Annotated in this window: 15 protein-coding genes and 1 other RNA gene; 9 read left to right on the forward strand and 7 right to left on the reverse strand. The window is 42.2% G+C overall.

The features are described from left to right. The first annotated feature begins 12 nt into the window (after window positions 1–12). Window positions 13–825 (forward strand): posphoenolpyruvate synthetase regulatory kinase/phosphorylase PpsR, encoded by an 813-nt coding sequence (gene ppsR / locus ACHUFN_RS01335; protein WP_049586695.1) that lies wholly within the window; start codon window positions 13–15, stop codon window positions 823–825. 169 nt (window positions 826–994) lie between these two features. Next, window positions 995–1,459 (forward strand): hypothetical protein, encoded by a 465-nt coding sequence (locus ACHUFN_RS01340; protein ID WP_394220504.1) that lies wholly within the window; start codon window positions 995–997, stop codon window positions 1,457–1,459. 135 nt (window positions 1,460–1,594) lie between these two features. On the opposite strand, the gene ACHUFN_RS01345 is transcribed toward ACHUFN_RS01340, so the two are convergent. Together ACHUFN_RS01345 and ACHUFN_RS01350 are read right to left on the reverse strand one after the other, a co-directional pair. Beyond that, window positions 1,595–3,565, reverse strand: coding sequence for a tetratricopeptide repeat-containing sulfotransferase family protein (locus ACHUFN_RS01345; RefSeq protein ID WP_394220506.1), 1,971 nt, complete (start codon window positions 3,563–3,565; stop codon window positions 1,595–1,597). A gap of 160 nt (window positions 3,566–3,725) precedes the next feature. Further along, entirely contained in the window at window positions 3,726–6,416 is a 2,691-nt protein-coding gene (locus ACHUFN_RS01350; RefSeq protein ID WP_394220508.1) for a TonB-dependent receptor, read from the reverse strand. A 321-nt stretch (window positions 6,417–6,737) separates the two neighbouring features. Here ACHUFN_RS01350 and ACHUFN_RS01355 point away from each other — a divergent pair, with 321 nt between their 5' ends. Continuing rightward, entirely contained in the window at window positions 6,738–8,708 is a 1,971-nt protein-coding gene (locus ACHUFN_RS01355; protein WP_394220510.1) for a BCCT family transporter, read from the forward strand. 30 nt (window positions 8,709–8,738) lie between these two features. Next, entirely contained in the window at window positions 8,739–9,215 is a 477-nt protein-coding gene (locus ACHUFN_RS01360; RefSeq protein WP_014998206.1) for a MarR family winged helix-turn-helix transcriptional regulator, read from the forward strand. A gap of 80 nt (window positions 9,216–9,295) precedes the next feature. On the opposite strand, the gene ACHUFN_RS01365 is transcribed toward ACHUFN_RS01360, so the two are convergent. After that, complete coding sequence (locus tag ACHUFN_RS01365) at window positions 9,296–9,643, reverse strand: RnfH family protein (protein ID WP_394220512.1); 348 nt, start codon at window positions 9,641–9,643, stop codon at window positions 9,296–9,298. After that, complete coding sequence (locus ACHUFN_RS01370) at window positions 9,640–10,071, reverse strand: type II toxin-antitoxin system RatA family toxin (protein WP_394221026.1); 432 nt, start codon at window positions 10,069–10,071, stop codon at window positions 9,640–9,642. The genes ACHUFN_RS01365 and ACHUFN_RS01370 overlap by 4 nt, the downstream gene beginning before the upstream one ends. A gap of 145 nt (window positions 10,072–10,216) precedes the next feature. Between ACHUFN_RS01370 and smpB the strand changes: the two genes are divergently transcribed. Next, window positions 10,217–10,696, forward strand: coding sequence for an SsrA-binding protein SmpB (gene smpB, locus ACHUFN_RS01375; protein ID WP_394220514.1), 480 nt, complete (start codon window positions 10,217–10,219; stop codon window positions 10,694–10,696). Window positions 10,697–10,796: 100 nt separating this feature from the next. Here smpB and ACHUFN_RS01380 read toward each other — a convergent pair whose 3' ends face one another. Further along, on the reverse strand, window positions 10,797–12,020 hold the full coding sequence (locus ACHUFN_RS01380) for an NADH:flavin oxidoreductase/NADH oxidase family protein (protein ID WP_394220516.1): 1,224 nt from the start codon (window positions 12,018–12,020) through the stop codon (window positions 10,797–10,799). Between the two features lie 382 nt (window positions 12,021–12,402). Here ACHUFN_RS01380 and ssrA point away from each other — a divergent pair. The 4 genes from ssrA to ACHUFN_RS01400 all read left to right on the forward strand — a co-directional run bounded on the left by ssrA (window position 12,403) and on the right by ACHUFN_RS01400 (window position 18,880). Further along, window positions 12,403–12,762, forward strand: a transfer-messenger RNA (tmRNA) gene (gene ssrA, locus ACHUFN_RS01385). Between the two features lie 359 nt (window positions 12,763–13,121). Beyond that, window positions 13,122–13,949: a DUF4437 domain-containing protein gene (locus ACHUFN_RS01390; RefSeq protein WP_394220517.1), complete on the forward strand. Its 828-nt coding sequence runs from the start codon at window positions 13,122–13,124 to the stop codon at window positions 13,947–13,949. 604 nt (window positions 13,950–14,553) lie between these two features. Continuing rightward, complete coding sequence (locus tag ACHUFN_RS01395) at window positions 14,554–18,204, forward strand: CheR family methyltransferase (RefSeq protein WP_394220519.1); 3,651 nt, start codon at window positions 14,554–14,556, stop codon at window positions 18,202–18,204. A gap of 1 nt (window position 18,205) precedes the next feature. Then, window positions 18,206–18,880: a chemotaxis protein CheB gene (locus tag ACHUFN_RS01400; RefSeq protein WP_394220520.1), complete on the forward strand. Its 675-nt coding sequence runs from the start codon at window positions 18,206–18,208 to the stop codon at window positions 18,878–18,880. A 132-nt stretch (window positions 18,881–19,012) separates the two neighbouring features. Here the strand turns inward: ACHUFN_RS01400 and ACHUFN_RS01405 are convergent, their stop codons facing one another. Continuing rightward, the gene (locus ACHUFN_RS01405; protein ID WP_394220522.1) at window positions 19,013–19,834 is read right to left on the reverse strand and encodes a DUF3307 domain-containing protein; all 822 of its coding nucleotides are present in this window, start codon (window positions 19,832–19,834) and stop codon (window positions 19,013–19,015) included. Between the two features lie 50 nt (window positions 19,835–19,884). Beyond that, window positions 19,885–20,589, reverse strand: coding sequence for a hypothetical protein (locus ACHUFN_RS01410; RefSeq protein ID WP_394220524.1), 705 nt, complete (start codon window positions 20,587–20,589; stop codon window positions 19,885–19,887). Window positions 20,590–20,597: the final 8 nt, after the last annotated feature.

Consider the following 20,597-nt stretch of genomic DNA (forward strand, 5'->3'; position numbering starts at 1 on the left):
TAAGGATATGTTGTGCGCACAGCTTTTTATATTTCAGATGGTACAGCCATTACCGCAGAAGTCTTTGGCCACGCCCTGCTTTCTCTGTTTCCCGTTTCTTTTAATCACAACACCATTCCTTTCGTTGAAACTGAGGAACAAGCTCACAAAGTTTTACAGCAAATTTCTGAAAGTTTTCAAGACACCGGAGAAAGGCCGCTCGTTTTTTATACAATTGTGAATGTAGATATCCGCAAGATAATCTCTAAATCTGTGGGGATTAATTATAATTTTCTTGACCAATTCGTTGCACCGCTGGAAAAAGTATTAGGCGTACCCTCAAAACCAGAAAAACATCGCACACATAGCATTCATGAAACCACCTACGACATAAGAATTGAAGCCGTTAACTACGCCTTGGCCAACGACGATGGTTCTAATTTAAAAGACTACGACGAAGCAGATATTATTCTTACCGGCGTTTCACGCTCAGGCAAAACACCAACCAGCCTTTACTTAGCGCTTCAATACGGAATAAAAGCAGCGAACTACCCATTCACTGAAGAAGACATGGGCGACATGCTAAAGCTTCCCCCTGCTCTGCGCCGCTTCAAACATAAATTGTTTGGTTTAACCATTGCTGCCGACAGATTACATCAGATACGTTCAGAGCGCCGCGCAAACAGTAAGTACGCGTCGTTACCACAATGTAGGATGGAGCTTCGTGAAGTTGAGAACCTGTACAGAAAGGAAAAAATCCCTTTCCTTAACAGTACTAAGTACTCGATAGAAGAAATTTCAGCAAAGATTTTGGCCGAAACAGGGCTAAAACGTCGTAAGTACTAGGTAACTAGTAAAGTGAATACGCTGCTCTAACTTTCGTGGCGTATTCACGTAACGTAATAGAAAACTGCTATCACGGATAATCAGTTACATTTCATTTATTTAGCGATATTGTTAACCCACAAAAGTTACAGTATAACATTGCACTAAATAGCTAATAGGAGTAACAGTTATGTTTACAGAAGAAATGGTACACGAAGCATTGCAGACTTGGTGCGACAATGTAGTTGCAGTAGGTAAAGTTCATGCTGAAGGTGGCGACGTAAAAGCGTTTGCAACTGAGGTGTTAACGAACAACTACGACTACGATAACGGTAAAGTTCTGTTTAAGCCGACGTTGACGTTTGGCTCACAAACATTTCGTCCTACCAAAGAAGGTGCGTTGGCTTATTTTGTTGGCGGAAACAGCGACTACCCTAACGACAATGGTTTTAAGCTTAAGCCTTGGGTTAAGGTATGGTACAGCAAAGAAGACTTTATTTTAAACGGCGAATTGGCCATTGTGCAGTGCAACGTTCATTTCATTGGTGAAGACGATAGCCATATTTTCGTAAATAAAAGCTTCGTATTTAAGCAATGCGACGACGGAAAGATTAGAATTATCCTACATCAATCATCTCTGCCGTATCAGCCATAAACTGAATGACGCTAGCTAGTAGCCTTATACTGCTAGTCCTAGCGTAACTTTAAAACGCTACGTTATGCTGGTCACGACTTATAAAGTCGTGACCAGCACTTCAAAACATGCAAGCTTTATCGCTTCACCAATTCACTACGTGATGTTAAGCACGTCCTTCAGTTCTGTTAGATTCGATTCAAATGGCTTCCACTGTCCCATTCCCGTTTTGTATATTGGCTGGCGAACTTGTTCAGAGCTAGGTGTTTTAATAACACGTTTTGTTTTGTGAAAACTCAAACATGCCTCTTCGAACTCTAGGCCGCAAAACGCTAAGATGCGCTTAACTTCTCCTTCTAAATCGTCTAACACATCTTCGTGTTGCACAGTTAGAATTTCTCCTGGCAACACCGAGTGCCAATGAGACATAAGCTTTTCGTAAGCATTGTAGTATCGCCCAATATCGGAAAGTGAATAGCTGAATTCCTGACCATCACCGAAAAGCTGTTTAAACCCACTAAAACAACAGTCCAAAGGGTTTCGTCGCGCATCAATAATCTTTGCATTGGGTAGTATTTTTTTAATTAATCCAATGTGAATGAAATTGTTTGGCATTTTATCAATGAAAAACGGTGCACCTTGTCGGTACGCTTGAGTTTGTTCAATGTACTGCTTACCTAATTTCTCAAGTGTTTCATTTTGAAGCGCTGATACGTTTAGTGGGTACGGCGTCTTTTGATGGCTTAATGACGATGCTATGCCCAAAACGTTATGCAATTCCATTGTTCCATCTACTTTAGAGTGAGACGCCAGAATTTGCTCTAACAAGGTAGAACCCGCACGGGGCAAACCGACAATGAAGATTGGGTCTGGTGCTTGGCAGCCTTTGTTCTTTTCGAAGCTTTCTGAAGAAAATGATTTTTGCTGCGCTTTAAGCGCTTTTTCGGTTTTTGTAATGTCATATTGAAGCGTTCGTTTTTTAAGCGCGTTGCCCCGCGCGTAAAATTGGAAAGCCTCTTCAGCGTTGCCGCTATCTTCAAACGCTTTTCCTAATGCGAAACAAATGTGAATCTCATCATCAAGCTTAGTGGCATCAAGATTAACCACACTTTCCATTTGCGCTATCAATTCATCGCTAAATTTATAGGTTTTTGTATTGGCTAAACTCCAATATGCATCACCAAAGTCCTCGGCGAAGTGAATAGCTTTTTTGTAAGCATTCACAGCTTCTTCGGTGTCACCTTTAGCCTTTAACGCGTGGCCCAGCGCAACCCATACCGCAGGCCTGTCTTCTTTGTGGGCAAGTAGCGTACGATAAATATCAATCGCCCTGGCTAAATCGCCAATACCAACGAGCGCATGAGCCAATCCTATTTTTACATTGGTATTATCTGGTAATGCTAACAAACGTTTTTCAGCTACGGTGACAGCTTCTGGAAATTTGCCTAATTTCGCCAGTAAGCTCTGGTAGGCAGCAGCGGCTCTGTCGTTATCAGGGTAAAGCGTGACGCAACTTTCTAATAAAAACTCGGCGTCACTGTAAACTTTTAGCTGTATTCCAATTTCCGCTAAAAGCATCATGGCTTCAGGATGATGCTCATTACTAATTAAAAACTGCCTGCAAACCTGTTCGGCCTTATGTAACTGACCTTCGTACATTAAATCTGTTGCACCCAATATAGGCTTTGGCAAGGCCTTTAAAAAAGCAATATGCTGCTGACAAAGCGCAAGCGCCTGTAGTTGATTATCTTCTTTGTAAACCTTTTCAAGCTGTGCCCAAGCGGCAAGTAATGCAGGGTTGAAACACGTTGCTTGATAAAAACAGTGCGCTGCCTTTGGTCTATCAGAGCCTATGTAGCAATACCCGAGCTCTTGAAACGCTCGACCGTAATCAGGAAATATGGATAAAAGCTCATTCAGCGTCGCAATTGCATTGTCGAAGTCATTCGATAAGCGAAAGGAAACCGCTTTTAAATAAAATACTTCCTTCAACGTATTTTGGCTTACGCCTTCCCGCTCGGTCGCGCTGCGTAATATTTCATTACAACCTGAAATCACAGCTTGATGCTGCGATTGCATAAGCCACTGCTTTAACTGTTGTACTTTTTTTTGTTCTTCTAATGTCATTAACCACGCCTATTTCGTACCAGCGTAAACACAAAAACGGCGAGCCCGAAGAGCTTGCCGTTTTCTAAGAGAGCGCAACTAATCTCTCATATGCTTAAATCAAATTAAAGACAGCTACGCTTACAACGTTTTATTAAGCCTATAAGCTGTTAGCTTTACTTTAATAGTAATCGTAAGAGAAACGAAGCCCGATAGTGCGCGGTCTATTTGTCACCACTTTTGGCGTAAATTGCTGCGTATCTATATTCAAAATCGCTCTCTCGTCGAATACGTTGTCTATGTAAAGCTCAGCTTTCCACACGTCATTTGTAACACCGATAGCAAAATTAGTCAGTACGTAAGACTCTTGCACATATCGACCACCGCGGAAGGTTTCACCATTCGCATCAGCATAGGTTACACCTTCAAAAACGTCGGCTTCTTGTTGAATTTTAAGGCCAGATCCGGTGCCATAGATAAGTGACGTGGCATCTTCCATGACGTAAGCATCCATCACCATGCCCGCTAAACGGTCGCCAGTATAGCTTACTGAGCCATTAATATAACCGCGCTTGTCGCCCTCTAATTCAAAGAAGTAGCGCGCGTTTATGTTTCCTGAAAACTCAGCCGAATAAGGTAATTCCGAGCCAACACCTGCAGCAATGCCCTCTAACTCTGAATTCACTCGCGTTAGTTCAGTGTCAAGTAAGCTAAACGCAGCGTTTATAACAAGGTCGTCGGTAGCAAGCCACGTCATATCTGCGTCAAGGCCTTTAATTTCGGCGTCGCCCACGTTATCGGTGAACACTAAGAACGAGATATTTGTGGGGTCAAAGCGAGAGGTTTGAAGCTCTTCAATTTCAGAATAATAAGCCGTAGCGTTAACACGAACCAAGCCATCAAAGAAATCGCCCTTCATGCCAAGTTCGTAGTTATCCAGTGTATCTGTAGTTGAATAAACAGGAATACGGAAGTTTTCGAACTTTCCACTTTGATTATCAGCCAGTCCACCACCCACACGGTTAGTCACCGGTGGCCTAAAGCCTTCTGAATAGTTTGCAAAAAGCAACACGTCTTCATTCACTTTCCAGTCTAACGAGAACTTATAGATAGTGTCGTCGACGGTAAGTACACCGTTGTCGTCAAGTAAGTCTACTTCTAACTGTCCACTTGCAATGGCTGCATCAACAAGTTGCGGGTTAAGACCTACAGCGGCCAGTTCATCAGGGTCTTGCGTACCGAATGCGCGGATTCGACGAGTAACGTCTACCGTTGTGGTTGACCCCACGTATTTATCATCAATTTGATACCAACGGGCACCAATACTTGCCGTCAAGGCATCGGTAATGTCGTATTCAAATTGGCCGAATACCGCAATTTGCTCAATGGTGTGCGTAATGTCGTTAACGAAGCTCACTTCTGCAGGGAATGGCCCACCGTCACTATTTATGCCTTCGTTACCAAGAAGGGTTCTTTGCAAATTATCGAATAATTCCGTGTTCGCAATTTTAAACTGGCCAACGGTTGCTACTTCTTGATCATCGTAAAACAAACCTGCTGTAATTCGCCAAGGCGTATCCATCGTGGTATTGAAGCGAAGCTCGTGTGTTGTGCGTGTGCTTGTTGTATCTTCACTATAATATTTGGTTGGATCTAAACAGCGCTGGTCTTCTGCAACCGGGTTTGAGTAGTCACACACATAATAAGAAGAGAACAAACCACCGTTAGTGTAGCCAGTGTAATCTGCCAGTGTGTCTATTTCTCTGTCTAAATAGCCACCAGTATAAACAACATCAAGCTTTTCTAAACGGCCTTCCAATGTCCACGTTGTTAAGCCAAATTCATCTTTATTCTCTTCGGGTTGGAAACGTATTGCAGAACTCTCTCCCTCGAGCGTTGGGTCGTACGCAAACACACCTTCGGTATCCAACGTTTGTTGAGTGTGCTGAACAAGAACATCCCAGTTGTCGTTGAAGTGATAAGACAAGCCAAACCGCGCGCCGCTGTACGTAGCATCATTGAAGTCTTCCTCAACCAGCGCATCGTTTTGTGGCGACACCACTCTAGCTTCAGAATTTGAGTTTATACCTGGGCTGGTTACGCGATTCATATCCATTACTTCGGGCTCTGCCAACTTGCCGAAACCCGCTGAGATACGATCGATAACTACGGCGCTACCAATATAACCGCCTTCACCTGGCACATTTCGGACGTTATCAATCCATCCGCCCTGCTTGTCGTTGTAAGCCGCTACGCGTATAGCTAGATCGTCAGTAAGCGGCATATTAAAATACGCTTCTACCGCATTACTCATTTCACCGTCTTTGGTGAAACTGATGTTGGTATCGAAACCTGCGGCAAAGCTGGTGTGGTCAGGTTTATTGGTGATTAGGCGAATAGTACCAGCTTGCGAACTCGCGCCGAAAAGTGTGCCTTGTGGCCCTGGTAACACTTCTACGCGTTGAACGTCTGTTGCGTAAACGTCTAAATTACGCCCTGCCATTGAAACAGGCATTTCATCAAGATAAAACGCAACTGATGGTTGCAGCGCCTGAACAGATGAAAGCATGATGTTTGATTGAGTGGTGGCGGCACCTCGAATGTAAATTTCATTCTGGCCAGGACCCGTTCCTTGGAATACTACATTTGGCAAAAATTCAACGTAGTCTTGGAAGTTGTCTATACCAAGGTTTTCTAACGCTTTTCCGTTTAACGCAGTAACTGCAACAGGTACGTCCTGAATGGACTCACTTCGTTTTGTGGCGGTAACTTCAATGGTTTCTAGTTTAGCGGGCGCATCTGAATCTTGCGCAGCCAATGAGGTAGATGCCAGTGCAGCGACAATTGCACAGCTAAGCTGAGTTTTTCGCATTTGTGTGTGTTTCCTTTGATTGTTTTTTATTCTTCGGACAGTGTTTACTTCAAACACGTATCAAAAAGATCACATATAACGATACACAATCTATTAATTATTTCTACTCAAATGATTAATATTTATACAAAAGAATAAAAGCATTTATTAACTCACTATTTTATTGACACAAATCAACCATGAATTTCAACTACCAGCTTGTAGAATAGAAAAAAATACATACATATCTAATTATTTCATCTGATGTTTATAAAAATTGCTCCATGCGGTATATTTTTGCGTATAAAGTCAAATTTATAAAAAGTGAAAGGAATTTACTGCGTGATTGAAAACGAAAACAAATCTCCGCTAAATAAGCCGGTGTTTTTAACATCGTCGGCTTTAATTCTTTGTTTACTCATTTTTGCTGCTGGCACGCCCGAAACGGCCGACGCAATTTTTCAGAAATTACAAGGCGCAATTGTCGCCAACGGGAGTTGGTTCTACGTATTCACAGTTGCTGCCATTGTTGTTTTTGTAGTATTTCTTGGTATGTCGCGATATGGCGAAATAAAGCTAGGTCCGGACCATGCTACGCCGCAATTTAGTTTTGGAACGTGGCTAAGTATGTTGTTTGCGGCGGGTATGGGCATCGGCCTTATGTTTTTCGGCGTTGCCGAGCCGTTAATGCATTTTTTATCACCGCCCTCTGCACAAGCAGAAAGCATTGACGCTGTTCGCGAAGCAATGAAAACCACCTTTTTCCACTGGGGTATACACGCGTGGGCTATCTATGCTGTTGTTGCACTTATTCTTGGTTACTTTGCTTATCGTCAAAACTTACCACTTACGCTACGCTCCGCGCTTTATCCTTTAATTGGTGACCGTATCTACGGTTGGCCAGGCCATGTGGTTGATATTTTTGCCGTTACTTCAACCGTTTTTGGTGTGTCAACTTCACTTGGCTTTGGAGCTTCGCAGGTCAACGCTGGTTTCAATTATTTGTTTGGCTTGCCCTCGAATACCGGGGTTCAAATAGCGATTATGGCAGGTGTTGTGGGTTTAGCGGTTATTTCTGTAACAACCGGCCTTGAAAAAGGCATTCGCCGCCTTTCTGAAACCAATATGATCTTAGCCGTACTATTACTTCTTATCGTTTTAGTATTGGGCCCTACTGTTTTCTTACTCCAGGCGTTTATGCAAAATACTGGCGCCTATTTGTCTGATTTAGTTCGCAATACCTTCAATCTATTTGCCTATGAAAAAACTGACTGGATTGGCGGTTGGACTATTTTCTACTGGGGATGGTGGCTAGCGTGGGCCCCTTTTGTTGGTTTATTTATTGCGCGTATTTCTTACGGTAGGTCTATCCGCGAATTCGTTATGGGCGTACTTCTTATTCCATCAGCGTTTACCCTTTTTTGGATGACAGTATTTGGAAATGCTGCTATTGACCAAGTTTTAGTTCAGGGTAAAGACGTACTTGCTCAAATGGTAAATGAAGACACCTCGGTTGCACTTTTTGTTTTCTTGGAGCAGTTTCCATTTTCATCAGTACTTAGTTTCATTGCAGTACTAATGGTAATTGTATTCTTCGTTACTTCTTGCGATTCGGGCGCAATGGTAGTCGACATGCTGTGTTCGCATGGCGAAAACAATACGCCTTTATGGCAACGCATCTATTGGGCAGTAGGTGTTGGGGTGGTAAGTTCAATTCTACTTTATGCAGGAGGGTTGGGCGCACTTCAAACCATGACCATAGCTGCGGCTTTACCGTTTGCCATAGTGCTACTAATTGCAATTTTTGGTTTGCTAAAAGCGCTTCGAATTGAAGCTTACAAGCGTGAAAGCTTGCAAGTATTGGCTGGTACTCCACAGCATAGCGATGCAGACAAAAACTGGAAAGAGCGCCTTGAGAACATTGTGACCTTTCCCGACGAAACTGCGGTTCGTCGCTACATTAACAGAGTTGTTAAACCAGCCCTTACCGAAGTGAGCAACGAGTTTAAAGCGCAGCAGTTCGACATCAACATTGAAGACACCGAGGAAGCATTGGTATTAACTGTTGACATGGGAAATGACCCAGCCTTTATCTACGCGGTGAACCCTGTGCCAACACGGCAGCCTGAATTTGGCCCAAGTGATACACCAACACTGGACGAAAACAAAAAGGCCACGTACTATCGCGCCGAAGTGCACCTTAGTGAGGGTGGACAAAACTACGATATTATGGGGTGGTCAAAAATCTCAGTTATTAATGACGTGATTGACCACTATCATAAACACCAACATTTTATTCATTTACTAAAGTAACGACTACGTTGCGCATTTGTTGGAAATAACATGCGAAAAGAAGAAGAACTACTAGTGGCACTACGGCGCGTCATTCGCGCTGTAGACCTACGCAGCAAGCAGCTAAGTAAACACGTGGGGCTGACAGGCCCACAGCTTTTGGTGATGCAAAATATTGAAGAGCGCCCAGGCATAATGGTGCGTGAAATTGCAGAGAATATTAATTTAAGCCCTGCAACCATCACTAACATACTAGACCGGTTGGAGTCGCGAGACCTAGCCACGCGTATTAGAAGTACGCAAGATAAACGCAAAGTTGGCGTATTTCTCACTGAACGCGGGAAAGAAGCCGTGGTTGACGCGCCCCGCCCGCTTCAAGAGCACTTTGTTGAACGTTTTTCACAGCTAAAAGAGTGGGAACAAAGCCAAATGGTGGCTACCGTTCAACGCATTGCAAGTATGATGGACGCTGAAGATATTGATGCCTCTCCATTCTTGGAGCTGGGAAGCATTTCAGACAAAAGCTGATGGCTGTTGGCGCTTAAAAAAATGGCCTTCTATTGAAGGCCATTTTTATATGAATTAAACCGTTGATAAATAACCAGAGTTTATCGCTTCGCTTTAAGCGGGTTTACTTTTCCACCCGTTATTTTATCTGCCCTACCTTCCTCTTTTGCTTTTTCAGCACGGCGTTTACGAATCTCTTTAGGGTCGGCAATAAGTGGGCGGTAAATTTCAATGCGATCGCCATCAATAAGTGTATCGCACAATTTTACTACTCGGCTCCAAATGCCAACTTTCGTCGCTTTTAAATCAATTTCGGGAAACTGTTCAGTAATGTTAGATGCATTTATAGCTTCTTCTACCGTTGCATTTTCGTGAATAGCGATATCAACAATAGTTTGCTTAGTTGGCAATGCGTAAGCAACTTCAACATTGATAAGCTTATTACTCATGCGTAAACACTCCGCGCTCTGTCAGTAAACGCCGCCACCATACTGCTAGCAAGGCTATTAAATACTTTACCAAAGGCCATTTCAGCTAATTTATTGCTAAATTCAAACTCTAAATTTAACTCAATTTTGCACGCCTCTTCAGACAGTGCTGAAAATGTCCAGCCACCGGTAAGTGTGCGAAATGGCCCATCGACCAACTGCATCTGAATACTTTTTCCTGGCTCTAGTACATTATGCGTTGTAAACCACTGTTTAATACCCGCTTTTGCAACCAGTAGAGACGCTTTCATGCTTTGAGCTGATGTGTCGAGTATTTTGCTGTCAGTACAACCTGGCAAAAATTCAGGATAGGAGGCTACATCGTTGACTAAGTTAAACATGGCTTCTGCGCTATGAGCTACCAGCGCGCTTCTATGAATACTTGGCATTGATTCCACTACAATTAAAACTCTTGGCGACATTGTATCACAGAAAAATTGTATCGCTTGTATTCGGTTTTGAACCAAATGCCCCAATATAAGATAACAATGACAACTAAAGACATTCCTTCGAACAATCAGTATAATAGCCAGCATGAAAAAGAATAAAGCCAACAAAAACACCACAGGGAATATTGCGCTTAATAAAAAAGCGCGTCACGACTATTTCCTAGAAGACAAGTTCGAAGCTGGGCTTGAGCTTCAAGGGTGGGAAATTAAAAGTATTCGTGCCGGTAAAGTTAACATTACCGACGCGTACATTATTATCCAAAATGCCGAAGCATATTTAGTAGGTTGCAGAATTAGCCCGTTAAACCAAGCATCTACCCACGTCATTGCTGCACCAGAGCGTGCTAGAAAGCTGTTGTTGAATAAACGTGAAATAGACCGCTTAATGGGTGCTCGAGATCGCCAAGGCTACTCCATCGTTGCAACGTCTATGTACTGGAAAAAATGTTGGGTGAAACTAGAAATTCACCTAGCGAAAGGTAAACACGCTCACGATAAGCGTGATACGTTGAAAGACAAAGACTGGCAGCGCCAAAAAGAAAGAATGATGAAACACAGCGTTTAACGCTGTGTTTTTTTATCTGCCAGAGTAAAAAACACGCTTCAAGTTGATATTGTTGCAGGCTGCTCGGTCATATTAAAAACGATTTAACGTTGGTGACTTACTAACCTACATCGCGTTTAGTCATTTTTTTGCGGTGCATCATGTCCAATATAAGACTCCACAGCGGCGAAGGGTTTCGCAGTGTAGTTAAGTTATTTCCCAAGCGTCTTAGCTGTCTTCGCACCATAGCCATATTTGCAAGACTCGCTAACGATTTATCTTTCCACGTACAGTGCGGGATCATGCCCGAGTAAGTCCACTCTTGCTGCCATTTTTTGGCTAAGTCTGGCGTAATTGCAAGTGCACTTGCCAAACCAACTAATGCACAGCCCTGCTCAATTACCTTTTCTGCAACTTCAGCCCTTTTAATTCCGCCAGTAGTCATTAACGGGATATCTGTTTTGCTTTCTAGTACTTTTGCAAACTCAAGAAAATAAGCTTCTCTTGCAAGCGTTGTGTCGTCGCGAGTTTGCCCTTGCATGGCAGGCGCTTCATAACTACCACCCGATAGCTCAACCACGTCTACACCTAGCGCTTCTAGTCGGTTGACCACTTCACAGGAATCGTCGAACGAAAAACCGTTTTTCTGAAAATCAGCAGAATTTAGCTTAACCATTACAATGAAATCATTTGCGCAAACAGCCCTGATCTGACTAACGATATTAATAAGTAAGCGTGCTCTGTTAATGATAGAACCGCCCCACTCGTCTTGGCGTTGATTAGTTAAAGGGGATAAAAACTGAGTAAGCAAATAGCCGTGAGCAGCATGTATCTCCACACCATCAAACCCAGCTTTCTCTGCCTGTTTCGCCGTTTGAACAAAACGCTTGCACACATCGTGAATGTCTTGACAGGTCATTTCACGAGGCTGAGCAAACAGCTTGGAGTGTTTACCCATATCAAGTGGTACCGCAGAAGGCGCAATCGCTTTGCCCTGCATCGCTTTAAACACTTGTCGCCCAGGGTGATTAATTTGCATTACCGCTAAAGCGCCATTCGACTTTATAATTTTTGCCCACTTTTGAAAGGGTGCAAGGTCGGTGTCTTTTTGCAGTGCAACGCCACCTGGCCCTGTCATAGCGCCTTTATCCACCATGACATTACCAGTAATCACCATGCCTAAATTGCCGTGCGCCCAATATCTGTACAAAGAATAAAGAGACTCTCCGGGCACATTTCCCATACTCGACATATTTTCTTCCATTGCAGCTTTAACAAGACGGTTTCTCGCCGTTACGCCACATGGCAAAGTATACGGAGTATATAATATGGAATCTGAAGACATTTACACTACAAGCCTCTAATTAATGCAGTCGTACTTTAATGGTTCTTGGCACTAATTGCATCATTACTGGGCCGTTTTTCCCTTAAAATTAGCTAAATTCATTAAATTAAGAACTGGTAGCGACACTCGTTTTTTCTTTAGTTTGCAAACACTTTCGCTTCAAGCACTTGAATTTTCCGCTTACAGCCATATATCTTTATTAATTCAGTAATACACCTAACTAATCAGTTAGACGCTTTGATTAGACGAATTATTGTAAGCTTTTGAAAAGCTGAATTTTATTTTTGCTTGTTTTCTCGGCAAACCCTTAAAATTAATAGCGTTTTTTCAAAAGAATGTATTTAACAAGGTAGTATTTGTGCTATTATTGAAAATCACACTCGGGGCTGATTAGGATTCGACAGGATCTAGGAAGCCGGAGGTGCATGCAGAGGTGCGGTTTGCCTCTTTAAAAAGCCGCATTTAAATAGTCGCAAACGACGAAACTTACGCACTAGCCGCTTAATAACCGGTATAGGCCCTTCCACCCTAGTCTTTTCCTGCTAGCGGGGATTCGGAAGGTCATCCAAGTAGGATAGCGAGGGAACCTTGTCTGAGGGTGAACCGCGAAACAGTATCAGGCCAGCTGCAAGGAAATCCTGTTTGTCGGAGTTTCAAGCAGTTAAATAAATGACAAACTAAGCATGTAGTACCAAAGGTAGACATTTTCTGGACGCGGGTTCAAATCCCGCCAGCTCCACCAATTCAATAAATTAAGACGTCCTAAGACGTCTTTTTTTATGTCTAAAGTTTACTAATTTCATAAAGTTAGGATATTTCAGATAAACAAAAGGTTAATCAGCAAGCTTTAGCCTAGTTGCCTGTAAAAATGTTATTGGTGATCTGATTCAGTCAATACATTCATTTTTCATCTACCTCAAACTATTCACTCTAAAACCAAAATTCAGTGTTCACTGTTATCTTTCCTATTTTTCGCTGGTTGATTATCAATATTTTCAAGAAAGTCTTTTCGGTTCTTAGCCGTTTATTATCAATTCTTTAATGAATACACTCTAAAGCACATTTAAGAGCAACACCTCAATAGTTACTAGGGAGGTAACGATGACACGTAAATCAAACGCCAAAGTAGCGTTCACTACTCTCATGCTGGCATGCTCAAGCTGTTCAATGCATGCCAGTGCAGAAACCAAAGTCGTTGCTGTAGAGCAGGTGGATTGGGGCTATTTAAACCCAGCGCGTGGCGACAAAAGCCCGGGCGCAGCCGATTTATGGGGCGACAGAACCAAAAACACCGCTACGGGCATGCTGGTTCGCTTTAACAAAGGGTTTGAATCGCCTCCGCATATTCACAACATTACCTATCGAGGTATTGTGATAAAGGGAGAAATGCATAATGACGACCCACAGGCAACAAAAATGTGGATGCCTACAGGGTCTTTCTGGACTCAGCCAGCTGGCGAAGATCACATCACTGCAGCAAACGACAAGACTAACCTCATCTACTTAGAAATTGATGAAGGGCCGTACCTTGTAAAGCCATCAAGAGAGCAATTTGACAATGGCCAGCGTCCAATCAATTTGCACGTCGATAATATGGTGTGGCTTCAAAAAAGTGACCTTGTAAATATAACGGCGAAAAACGTTTCTACCACTTACCTTTGGGGCAATACCAACGGTGTTTACGGCACACTGATCAAGCTTCCCAAAGGGTTTAATGGTTCAATTAAATCTAGTGGCAACGAATTTAAGGCGGTGGTTATAAAAGGAGGTCTGCATTACACGCAAGACGCACACTCCCAGCCGTTTCAACTAAACGCCGGAAGCTATATTGAATCATCAGCTGCAGCGCACCACATAATTCGTAATGTAGATGAAAGTGAAGCCATTTTGTACATTAGAGCTTCATCAAAATATAGCGTGCAAAACTAACCAAGTCGTTCTCCGTCATAGCTACGCGAAGCGCTTAATTCAGTGCTGCGTTAAAAGAAGATTTCGTTACCTTTGTGTAAGCACAATTGGGTTTGGTGTTGTTACATGAGGCCAAACAGAAAGGTTAAGTATTCATAGATATAGCTATTTCAAAGGAAAGGCTAGATTAAAAAGGGAATCATTCTAGAGAATGTAAACGCACCGCACTTATACCCGCAAAATGTGTGCCCTCCTACTGCTATTTCGCTTTAGTCCTTAAAAACAACCTTAATTGTAATATTGAAGCGAAGGGAAGCAACACGCCTATTGAATTTGTGAAGCGCAATGGTTAGTGATAATTGAGGAAATTGTTGAGTTCCGACCCACGATATAATTGAGCCACTTGCCCAAAGTAAATGAAATACACTTGTAGAGTTTGCTTTTCTTATTAGGCACCGCGAGATTAATAGTTTTATTTAGCATGTTGTGATGACTTTTTTAAAAATTTGCACAGCCGAGCTTTCACGTTATATTTCCCTAAGATATCAATAGCTTTCATTGCTACCTCACGCTATGATGGTTATTCACTTTTATAGTATAACGAGATAGTTGAATGGACATGCCCGTGGCTGAACAGTCTTTTTTCTGGGTTGGCGTTGGTGCGTCTGCTGGTGGCCTTGATGCAATTCAGGCATTGTGTAAAGAGCTGCCCACCGACGCGAATATGGTTTACATAATAGCGTTACACCTGTCGCCAAAGCATGAAAGTAAACTAACAGAGTTGATTCAGCGCGTAACGCCCCTACGAGTGCAAACCATTGTAGATGGGGTAGAAGCACAACCCAATGTGGTCTATATCACACCGCCCAAATACGACGTCTTCGTTGTCAATAATACCATTCACCTTGCGAAACCTGACGCTAAAGCCTTAGCCAAACCTTCTGTAAATACATTATTTAAATCGTTGGCTGAACAAAAAGGTGAACGGAGCATTGGCGTTGTGCTGTCAGGTACTGGCTCAGACGGAGCGCATGGCGTGAAAGTTATTCGAGCATCTGGTGGCTGCACTTATGCTCAAGAGCCTAAATCGGCGGGTTACGATGGAATGCCAAATGCTTCAATTGACAGCGAATGCGTTGATTTTATTCTGGACCCAGATGACATAGGTAAGCATTTAAGCGATTTAAGCTCTAAATTACCAAAGGCTATACGTGCAAAACTAGACGCGAGTGAATCAAAGGATAGATTTGCTGAGCTGATCCAAATTGTTCGTAAACAATGTGGCGTTTCCTTTAAGCAATATAAGAAAGCCACGCTGCAACGTCGAATTGAAAGGCGTATGCTGGCTAAACGCCTCAACGATTTTAATTCATATGTTGACTTACTGCGTCGAGAACCAGATGAAGTCGAGCTTTTATATAAAGACATATTGATATCTGTAACAAATTTCTTCAGAGACCCAGCCACATTCAAGCAACTTTCTCCCATACTTAGCGATATAGTTTCTCAAAAAAGCGAGGGGGAGCCACTGCGATTGTGGGTGGTAGGTTGCGCAACTGGTGAGGAAGCATATAGCCTCGCGATAATGTTGACAGAGGCCTTGGGAGGATTAGATGAACTCGCCACTGGCGATCATCAAATATTCGCCACTGACGTTGATACTAACGCACTCGCAGTGGCGCGACGCGGCGTGTACAGCGAAGCATCTATGGCAGATGTACCACCTATTTTTAGAGAAAAGTATTTCAAGAAAAAAAATAATGGTTTTGAAGTTATTGACGAACTAAAACGCGTTATTTTGTTTTCTGGCCACAATATTGTCGACGATCCACCTTTCTTACGCATTGATCTCGTTACATGTCGTAATCTGCTTATTTACTTTGAACAGGAATTGCAGAAAAAAGTCTATCGCATTTTCCATTATTCGCTACGAGATCGTGGTTACATGTTTTTGGGAAAATCAGAGAGTACATCTCAAGTCACAGATATCTTTAGAACTATACACTCTCAAGAGCGTATTTTTCAGAAACGTAGCGTGACTTCTTTTAACCCACAGAGGTTCTATTTAAGCGGTAAAACATCAGGAAGTTTTACCACTAATAACCGCTCGACAGTAGAAGATTCTTCGGCTCCAAATTTGCCCGAGACGCTTATTGAACAGCTCGGCGATGCTTGTATATTAATAAATGATAATCTTGATATAGAGCATAGTTACGGAAGAAGTTCGAGCTATTTGAAATTTTCAAAAGGCAAGCCTTCACTCAATTTAAGTGAGATTATAATTGAAATCTTCAAGCATGAAATTCGACCGCTTGTTTACAAGGCAGTGAGAACCAAAGCAGCTTCCGAAGGGCAACCACGCAGGCTTTCGATTGAAGGTAAAGCTTATCAAGTTAAGATGTCGGTACTTCCTGTTTCTCTGGATGAGTCTTCAGAAACATACTTGTTAGTTTGCTTTAGTCGCGTGGGTGAGCTTAAAGAGCCAGGTGAGCAAACCCTTGCAGATAACAATTCCCAACGTGTCAAGGAGCTGGAAGATGAATTATCAATGGCAAGGGAACATATTCAAACGGTTATAGAAGAGCTCGAAACGTCTAATGAAGAGCTTCAATCTATGAACGAGGAGCTTCAGTCTTCTAATGAAGAGTTACAGTCGTCTAACGAAGAGCTAGAAACCACTAACGAAGAATTGCAGTCGACAAACGAAGAGTTGGTCACGATGAACGATCAGCTTAACGAAAAAACGACAGCACTCGAGCATGTTTCAAACCAGCTGGTCAATCTTAAAAATTCACTTCAATTTCCATTGGTGTATGTCGACAAAAACCTTAACGCTTTAAGAGCCAATGTTGCGGCGAAAAACTTTTTTTCCTTACAAGAGAACTTGTCGAATTTTAGCACTCGATTAGAGAGTATTTTTAAGTCAGACGAAATCGTACAGTTAGTTAACAATGTTATAAGGGCGGAACAAGAGGAAGTCGCTCAAGTTATTAGTGATGGTAGGCATTTTGATGTTCACGTTATGCCTTTCGTTTCCACTAATAATAACGTTGATGGTGCAATTTTAAGTTTTATAGATAATACATCAAATAAGCTTCAACAGAACGAGCTTGAAGAAAAACGCCTAATAGCCCACCGCGCAAGCCAAGCGAAGACTGAGTTTTTAGCAAACGTGAGTCATGAAATTAGAACGCCACTTAACGCTATTGTGGGTGTTAACGAAGTTTTTCGATTAAATGTATCAGATGAAAACAAGCGAGAGCGCTTGCTCAACATTTTGAATAACGCCACAGGCAAGTTAAAAGCGTTATTAAACGACCTTTTAGATTTTGCAAAACTTGAAACCGGTCAACTCGTTCTTGAATACACAGAGTTTTCAATTCAAGAGATTATTCGAGACTTAATCGACCTTTATTCTGTTGACAAGAAAAAGAAGGACGTGGCAATTTCTGCAACGCTTGATAAAAACTTGCCAGAGCAATTCGTCGGCGATCCTCTACGTATTCAACAGATTATTACGAACCTTTTGTCTAATGCGATAAAATTTACTAACGCTGGTTCAGTCAAAGTCAAAGCATACGGTAGTTGGAAGCAGACTATATATTTCCTAGTGATTGAAGTGGTAGACACTGGAATCGGGATGTCTGAAGAAAGCGTTAAACAAATATTCGATAAATTTACCCAAGCAAACTCCAGTATCGCGAGAAGATTCGGTGGTTCAGGCCTAGGCTTGTCAATTATTAAAGAGCTTATTAACCTTATCGGTGGAACAATAGAAGTAAGCAGCGAGGAAGGTAAAGGTTCATCGTTTAAAGTTACACTGCCACTTCGCACTCCCTCTTACATAAGAGGGCCTTTAAAAAGCGAAAGTAACGAGTCGTATCAACTTGAAAGGCTTGATAACGAAAAAGTTCTCATCATAGAAGATAATGAAACGAACGTATTCATACTATCTTCATATTTAGATGAATTTGGTGTGCCGTATGATGTGTCGGAAAACGGAAGATACGCATTAGAGCGCCTTAAAGACACAACCTATTCTGTGATTCTTTTAGACCTTCAAATGGATGACATCGACGGATTCGAGTTTTATGAAAGGTTCAAGTTACTTCAATCAAATGGTAAGCATAGCGGTACAAAAGTTATTGCCGTGTCTGCTCACGTTCACAACGATATCATTCAACGATGCCAAGATGTTGGAATAATCGAATTTGTTCCCAAGCCCGTAGAAATTAAGTCATTGTTTAGTCTTTTAAAAAAATATTTAGGAAAATAAAGTGGCTTCAAAGCTCATACGCTACCCTGCAGTAAACCCCGTTTTTTTCGTAGGTGCATCAGCAGGTGGTGTAAGGGCTTTTATTTCCTTAGCTTCTAAATTGCCCGAAGATTTTCCTGCTCCCGTTTTTTTTCTACTTCACAGATTAAGGGAAAGCACCGTTAAGCCAATTGGTTTACTTACTGCGCTACAATCGAAGTCGAATTTACCTGTCAAGATAGCAAAAGACGGTGAGTTGGTTCGTTCCGGCTGTATTTACCTACCTGCTGATAATTTGAATATTGGAGTAGACGATAACCATATCTTCCATTCTGAACTACCTAATAACGAAACGTGGCGCCCGTCAATTAATTTCCTTTTCAAATCAGGTGCGCGCGAGTACAAGGACCGCGCAATCTCTATTCTTCTTACCGGAAAATTAGATGATGGTATAGAGGGTATGATTGAAACCAGCATTCAGGGCGGAATTACCGTTGCTCAATCTCCAGACGATGCGTATGAGCCCCATTTACCTTTAATGGCACTGATGAAAGATCACCCCTGCTATGTATTGCCTTTAGATGATATTCCAAAGCTAATGTGTGAGTTAACGCATTTCTCTCACTTTCATGATCAACAAGCAGTACTTACTGAATCGGCTTCTGCAGCAAAGAAGTTAAAGAAAGCGGTTAAGTAGCAATTTAGTTATTTTGAACTAGCAGCCCAATTAGGGCTCTTTTTCTTGTTAGATGTATATCGCAACTTCGCGCTTTGCGACATACGATACAACAGTAGTTTTTAACTAAACACGTTCTTTTACCAGCAAGGACTAGAACATAGCTCTGCAAGCCAAACCTATTGTGATAGTGATGGTTACGCTGGTAAACGTACCCAACAAGACATATTCCGTTAATTTTCTGTCCTGGTGCTTGGTTAAATCGCCAAAGCGAAAAATAGATTTCGCTGCGATAAGAAATCCGATGGCAGAAAACTGATTAAGCAGCACAAATGTCAGTATAAGCACACGCTCTAAATAACCAATGCGTTGCCCCGCTAGCGATAAGGTTTGCTGTGCTTCTGTGCTAATTGTTGGAGGGTCGTTAGGATGTTTAGGCTGCGCGCTTGAAGTCAGCACTTCGCCGCTCCACGGCGACAACAATTGTTTAATAACAATCGAGCTAGGCTTTAATACAGCCAAGTAAGCAAGAACTACTGCTAGGTGTTTTAAATCTATCTGTTGCAACACTTGCTGTGCGCTTTGCCATTGATTAGTTGCATATAGGAATACGCCCAGAATCATAATAATATGTGCTATTTGGTCAGCCATAAATGTAGTGGTATTTTGGGCACAGTAAGACTTTATAACATCAATTTTAAAATGAGAAACCGCTATTATGGCTGTGCTGATAACTAATGTGGTTTTGCTGACATTGCCAGAAAAGAGTAAAAGCACAATGAATGCAAACAAACCATGTAGTAACGCGTGCAAGTACAAAGGTAAAGCCAGTGCGTGACGCTCGTTTCTTTGTTTCACCCATGAGTAAGGTTGAAAGTAAAAGTCAGCAAGTAAATGCGCTAGCAGCAAACCCACCAGCAACTCTGGGTTCACTATATTTAAAGCCATATCCACATTTGGTGTTTCAGCTGGCATAGTGCGCCCCTGCCGTGAACGGAGCGTTTTTTGTTTCGCTTAATAACACGTTACCCTTCCTTGTTAAATTTATCTGTGCCAACTTGCTCGTATTCTTGCTGCCATAAAACGAGTTCTTGTTCCATGTAACGAAGATATTCGGCCACCAGCTTATAGTTGCTGGCGTTTAAAATTCGACTCACATTGCTTCTATTTTTATCGAGAATATCCGCTACACTTTCGTGGCTTTTATCTTCTGCCTCAATATACGCAAGTAAAGTCTGCGATTGCGTTTGTGTTAATCCGCTTATATGAGCATCGGCAAAACGAGTAAGCAATTGCGTTTGGTTTTCTAGCGTCTTATCACTGCTATAAAAAGCGATGTAATGAGGTTTTATAGAATCGAGCCCTCGCCCAGACAATACAAAAGCTTCACCTGTGCCAGTTTTAACTTCTGATGGGCGAAACTGCGCTTCTCCTACCGCAACACTTATTCGCACATCTACGCTTGGGGAATAAGCCTTTAATGCTAGTCGTAGCCGTATCGCAATTTGCATGCAGTGCTGTGGCTGTCTAACAACTAGCTGAAATGCATCGCCTCGATAAACATCAAAATCGCCACTGTAGCGTGTAGCATAGTTTGATAGCTGCTCTCTTAATGCAGCGAGAATATTATCGAAGTCACCATTACCAAACGATTGAGAATTGGTGATGTCGCCTGTCAGCACGCCGACTAAGCTTTTTGACTCACTTTTTAAAGTACTATTTTTTTTCATTTCACTTT

This window comes from Alteromonas gracilis, from assembly GCF_043642145.1.
In the GTDB taxonomy this organism is placed as follows: domain Bacteria; phylum Pseudomonadota; class Gammaproteobacteria; order Enterobacterales; family Alteromonadaceae; genus Alteromonas; species Alteromonas gracilis_B.

Excerpts from the sequence above, each read along its gene's own strand:
- ACHUFN_RS01340 (WP_394220504.1), top strand. The coding sequence starts at position 995 with ATGTTTACAGAAGAAATGGTACACGAAGCATTGCAGACTTGGTGCGAC.
- ACHUFN_RS01345 (WP_394220506.1), bottom strand. The coding sequence starts at position 3,565 with ATGACATTAGAAGAACAAAAAAAAGTACAACAGTTAAAGCAGTGGCTT.
- ACHUFN_RS01350 (WP_394220508.1), bottom strand. The coding sequence starts at position 6,416 with ATGCGAAAAACTCAGCTTAGCTGTGCAATTGTCGCTGCACTGGCATCT.
- ACHUFN_RS01360 (WP_014998206.1), top strand. The coding sequence starts at position 8,739 with ATGCGAAAAGAAGAAGAACTACTAGTGGCACTACGGCGCGTCATTCGC.
- ACHUFN_RS01365 (WP_394220512.1), bottom strand. The coding sequence starts at position 9,643 with ATGAGTAATAAGCTTATCAATGTTGAAGTTGCTTACGCATTGCCAACT.
- ACHUFN_RS01370 (WP_394221026.1), bottom strand. The coding sequence starts at position 10,071 with ATGCCAAGTATTCATAGAAGCGCGCTGGTAGCTCATAGCGCAGAAGCC.
- smpB (WP_394220514.1), top strand. The coding sequence starts at position 10,217 with ATGAAAAAGAATAAAGCCAACAAAAACACCACAGGGAATATTGCGCTT.
- ACHUFN_RS01380 (WP_394220516.1), bottom strand. The coding sequence starts at position 12,020 with ATGTCTTCAGATTCCATATTATATACTCCGTATACTTTGCCATGTGGC.
- ACHUFN_RS01390 (WP_394220517.1), top strand. The coding sequence starts at position 13,122 with ATGACACGTAAATCAAACGCCAAAGTAGCGTTCACTACTCTCATGCTG.
- ACHUFN_RS01405 (WP_394220522.1), bottom strand. The coding sequence starts at position 19,834 with ATGCCAGCTGAAACACCAAATGTGGATATGGCTTTAAATATAGTGAAC.
- ACHUFN_RS01410 (WP_394220524.1), bottom strand. The coding sequence starts at position 20,589 with ATGAAAAAAAATAGTACTTTAAAAAGTGAGTCAAAAAGCTTAGTCGGC.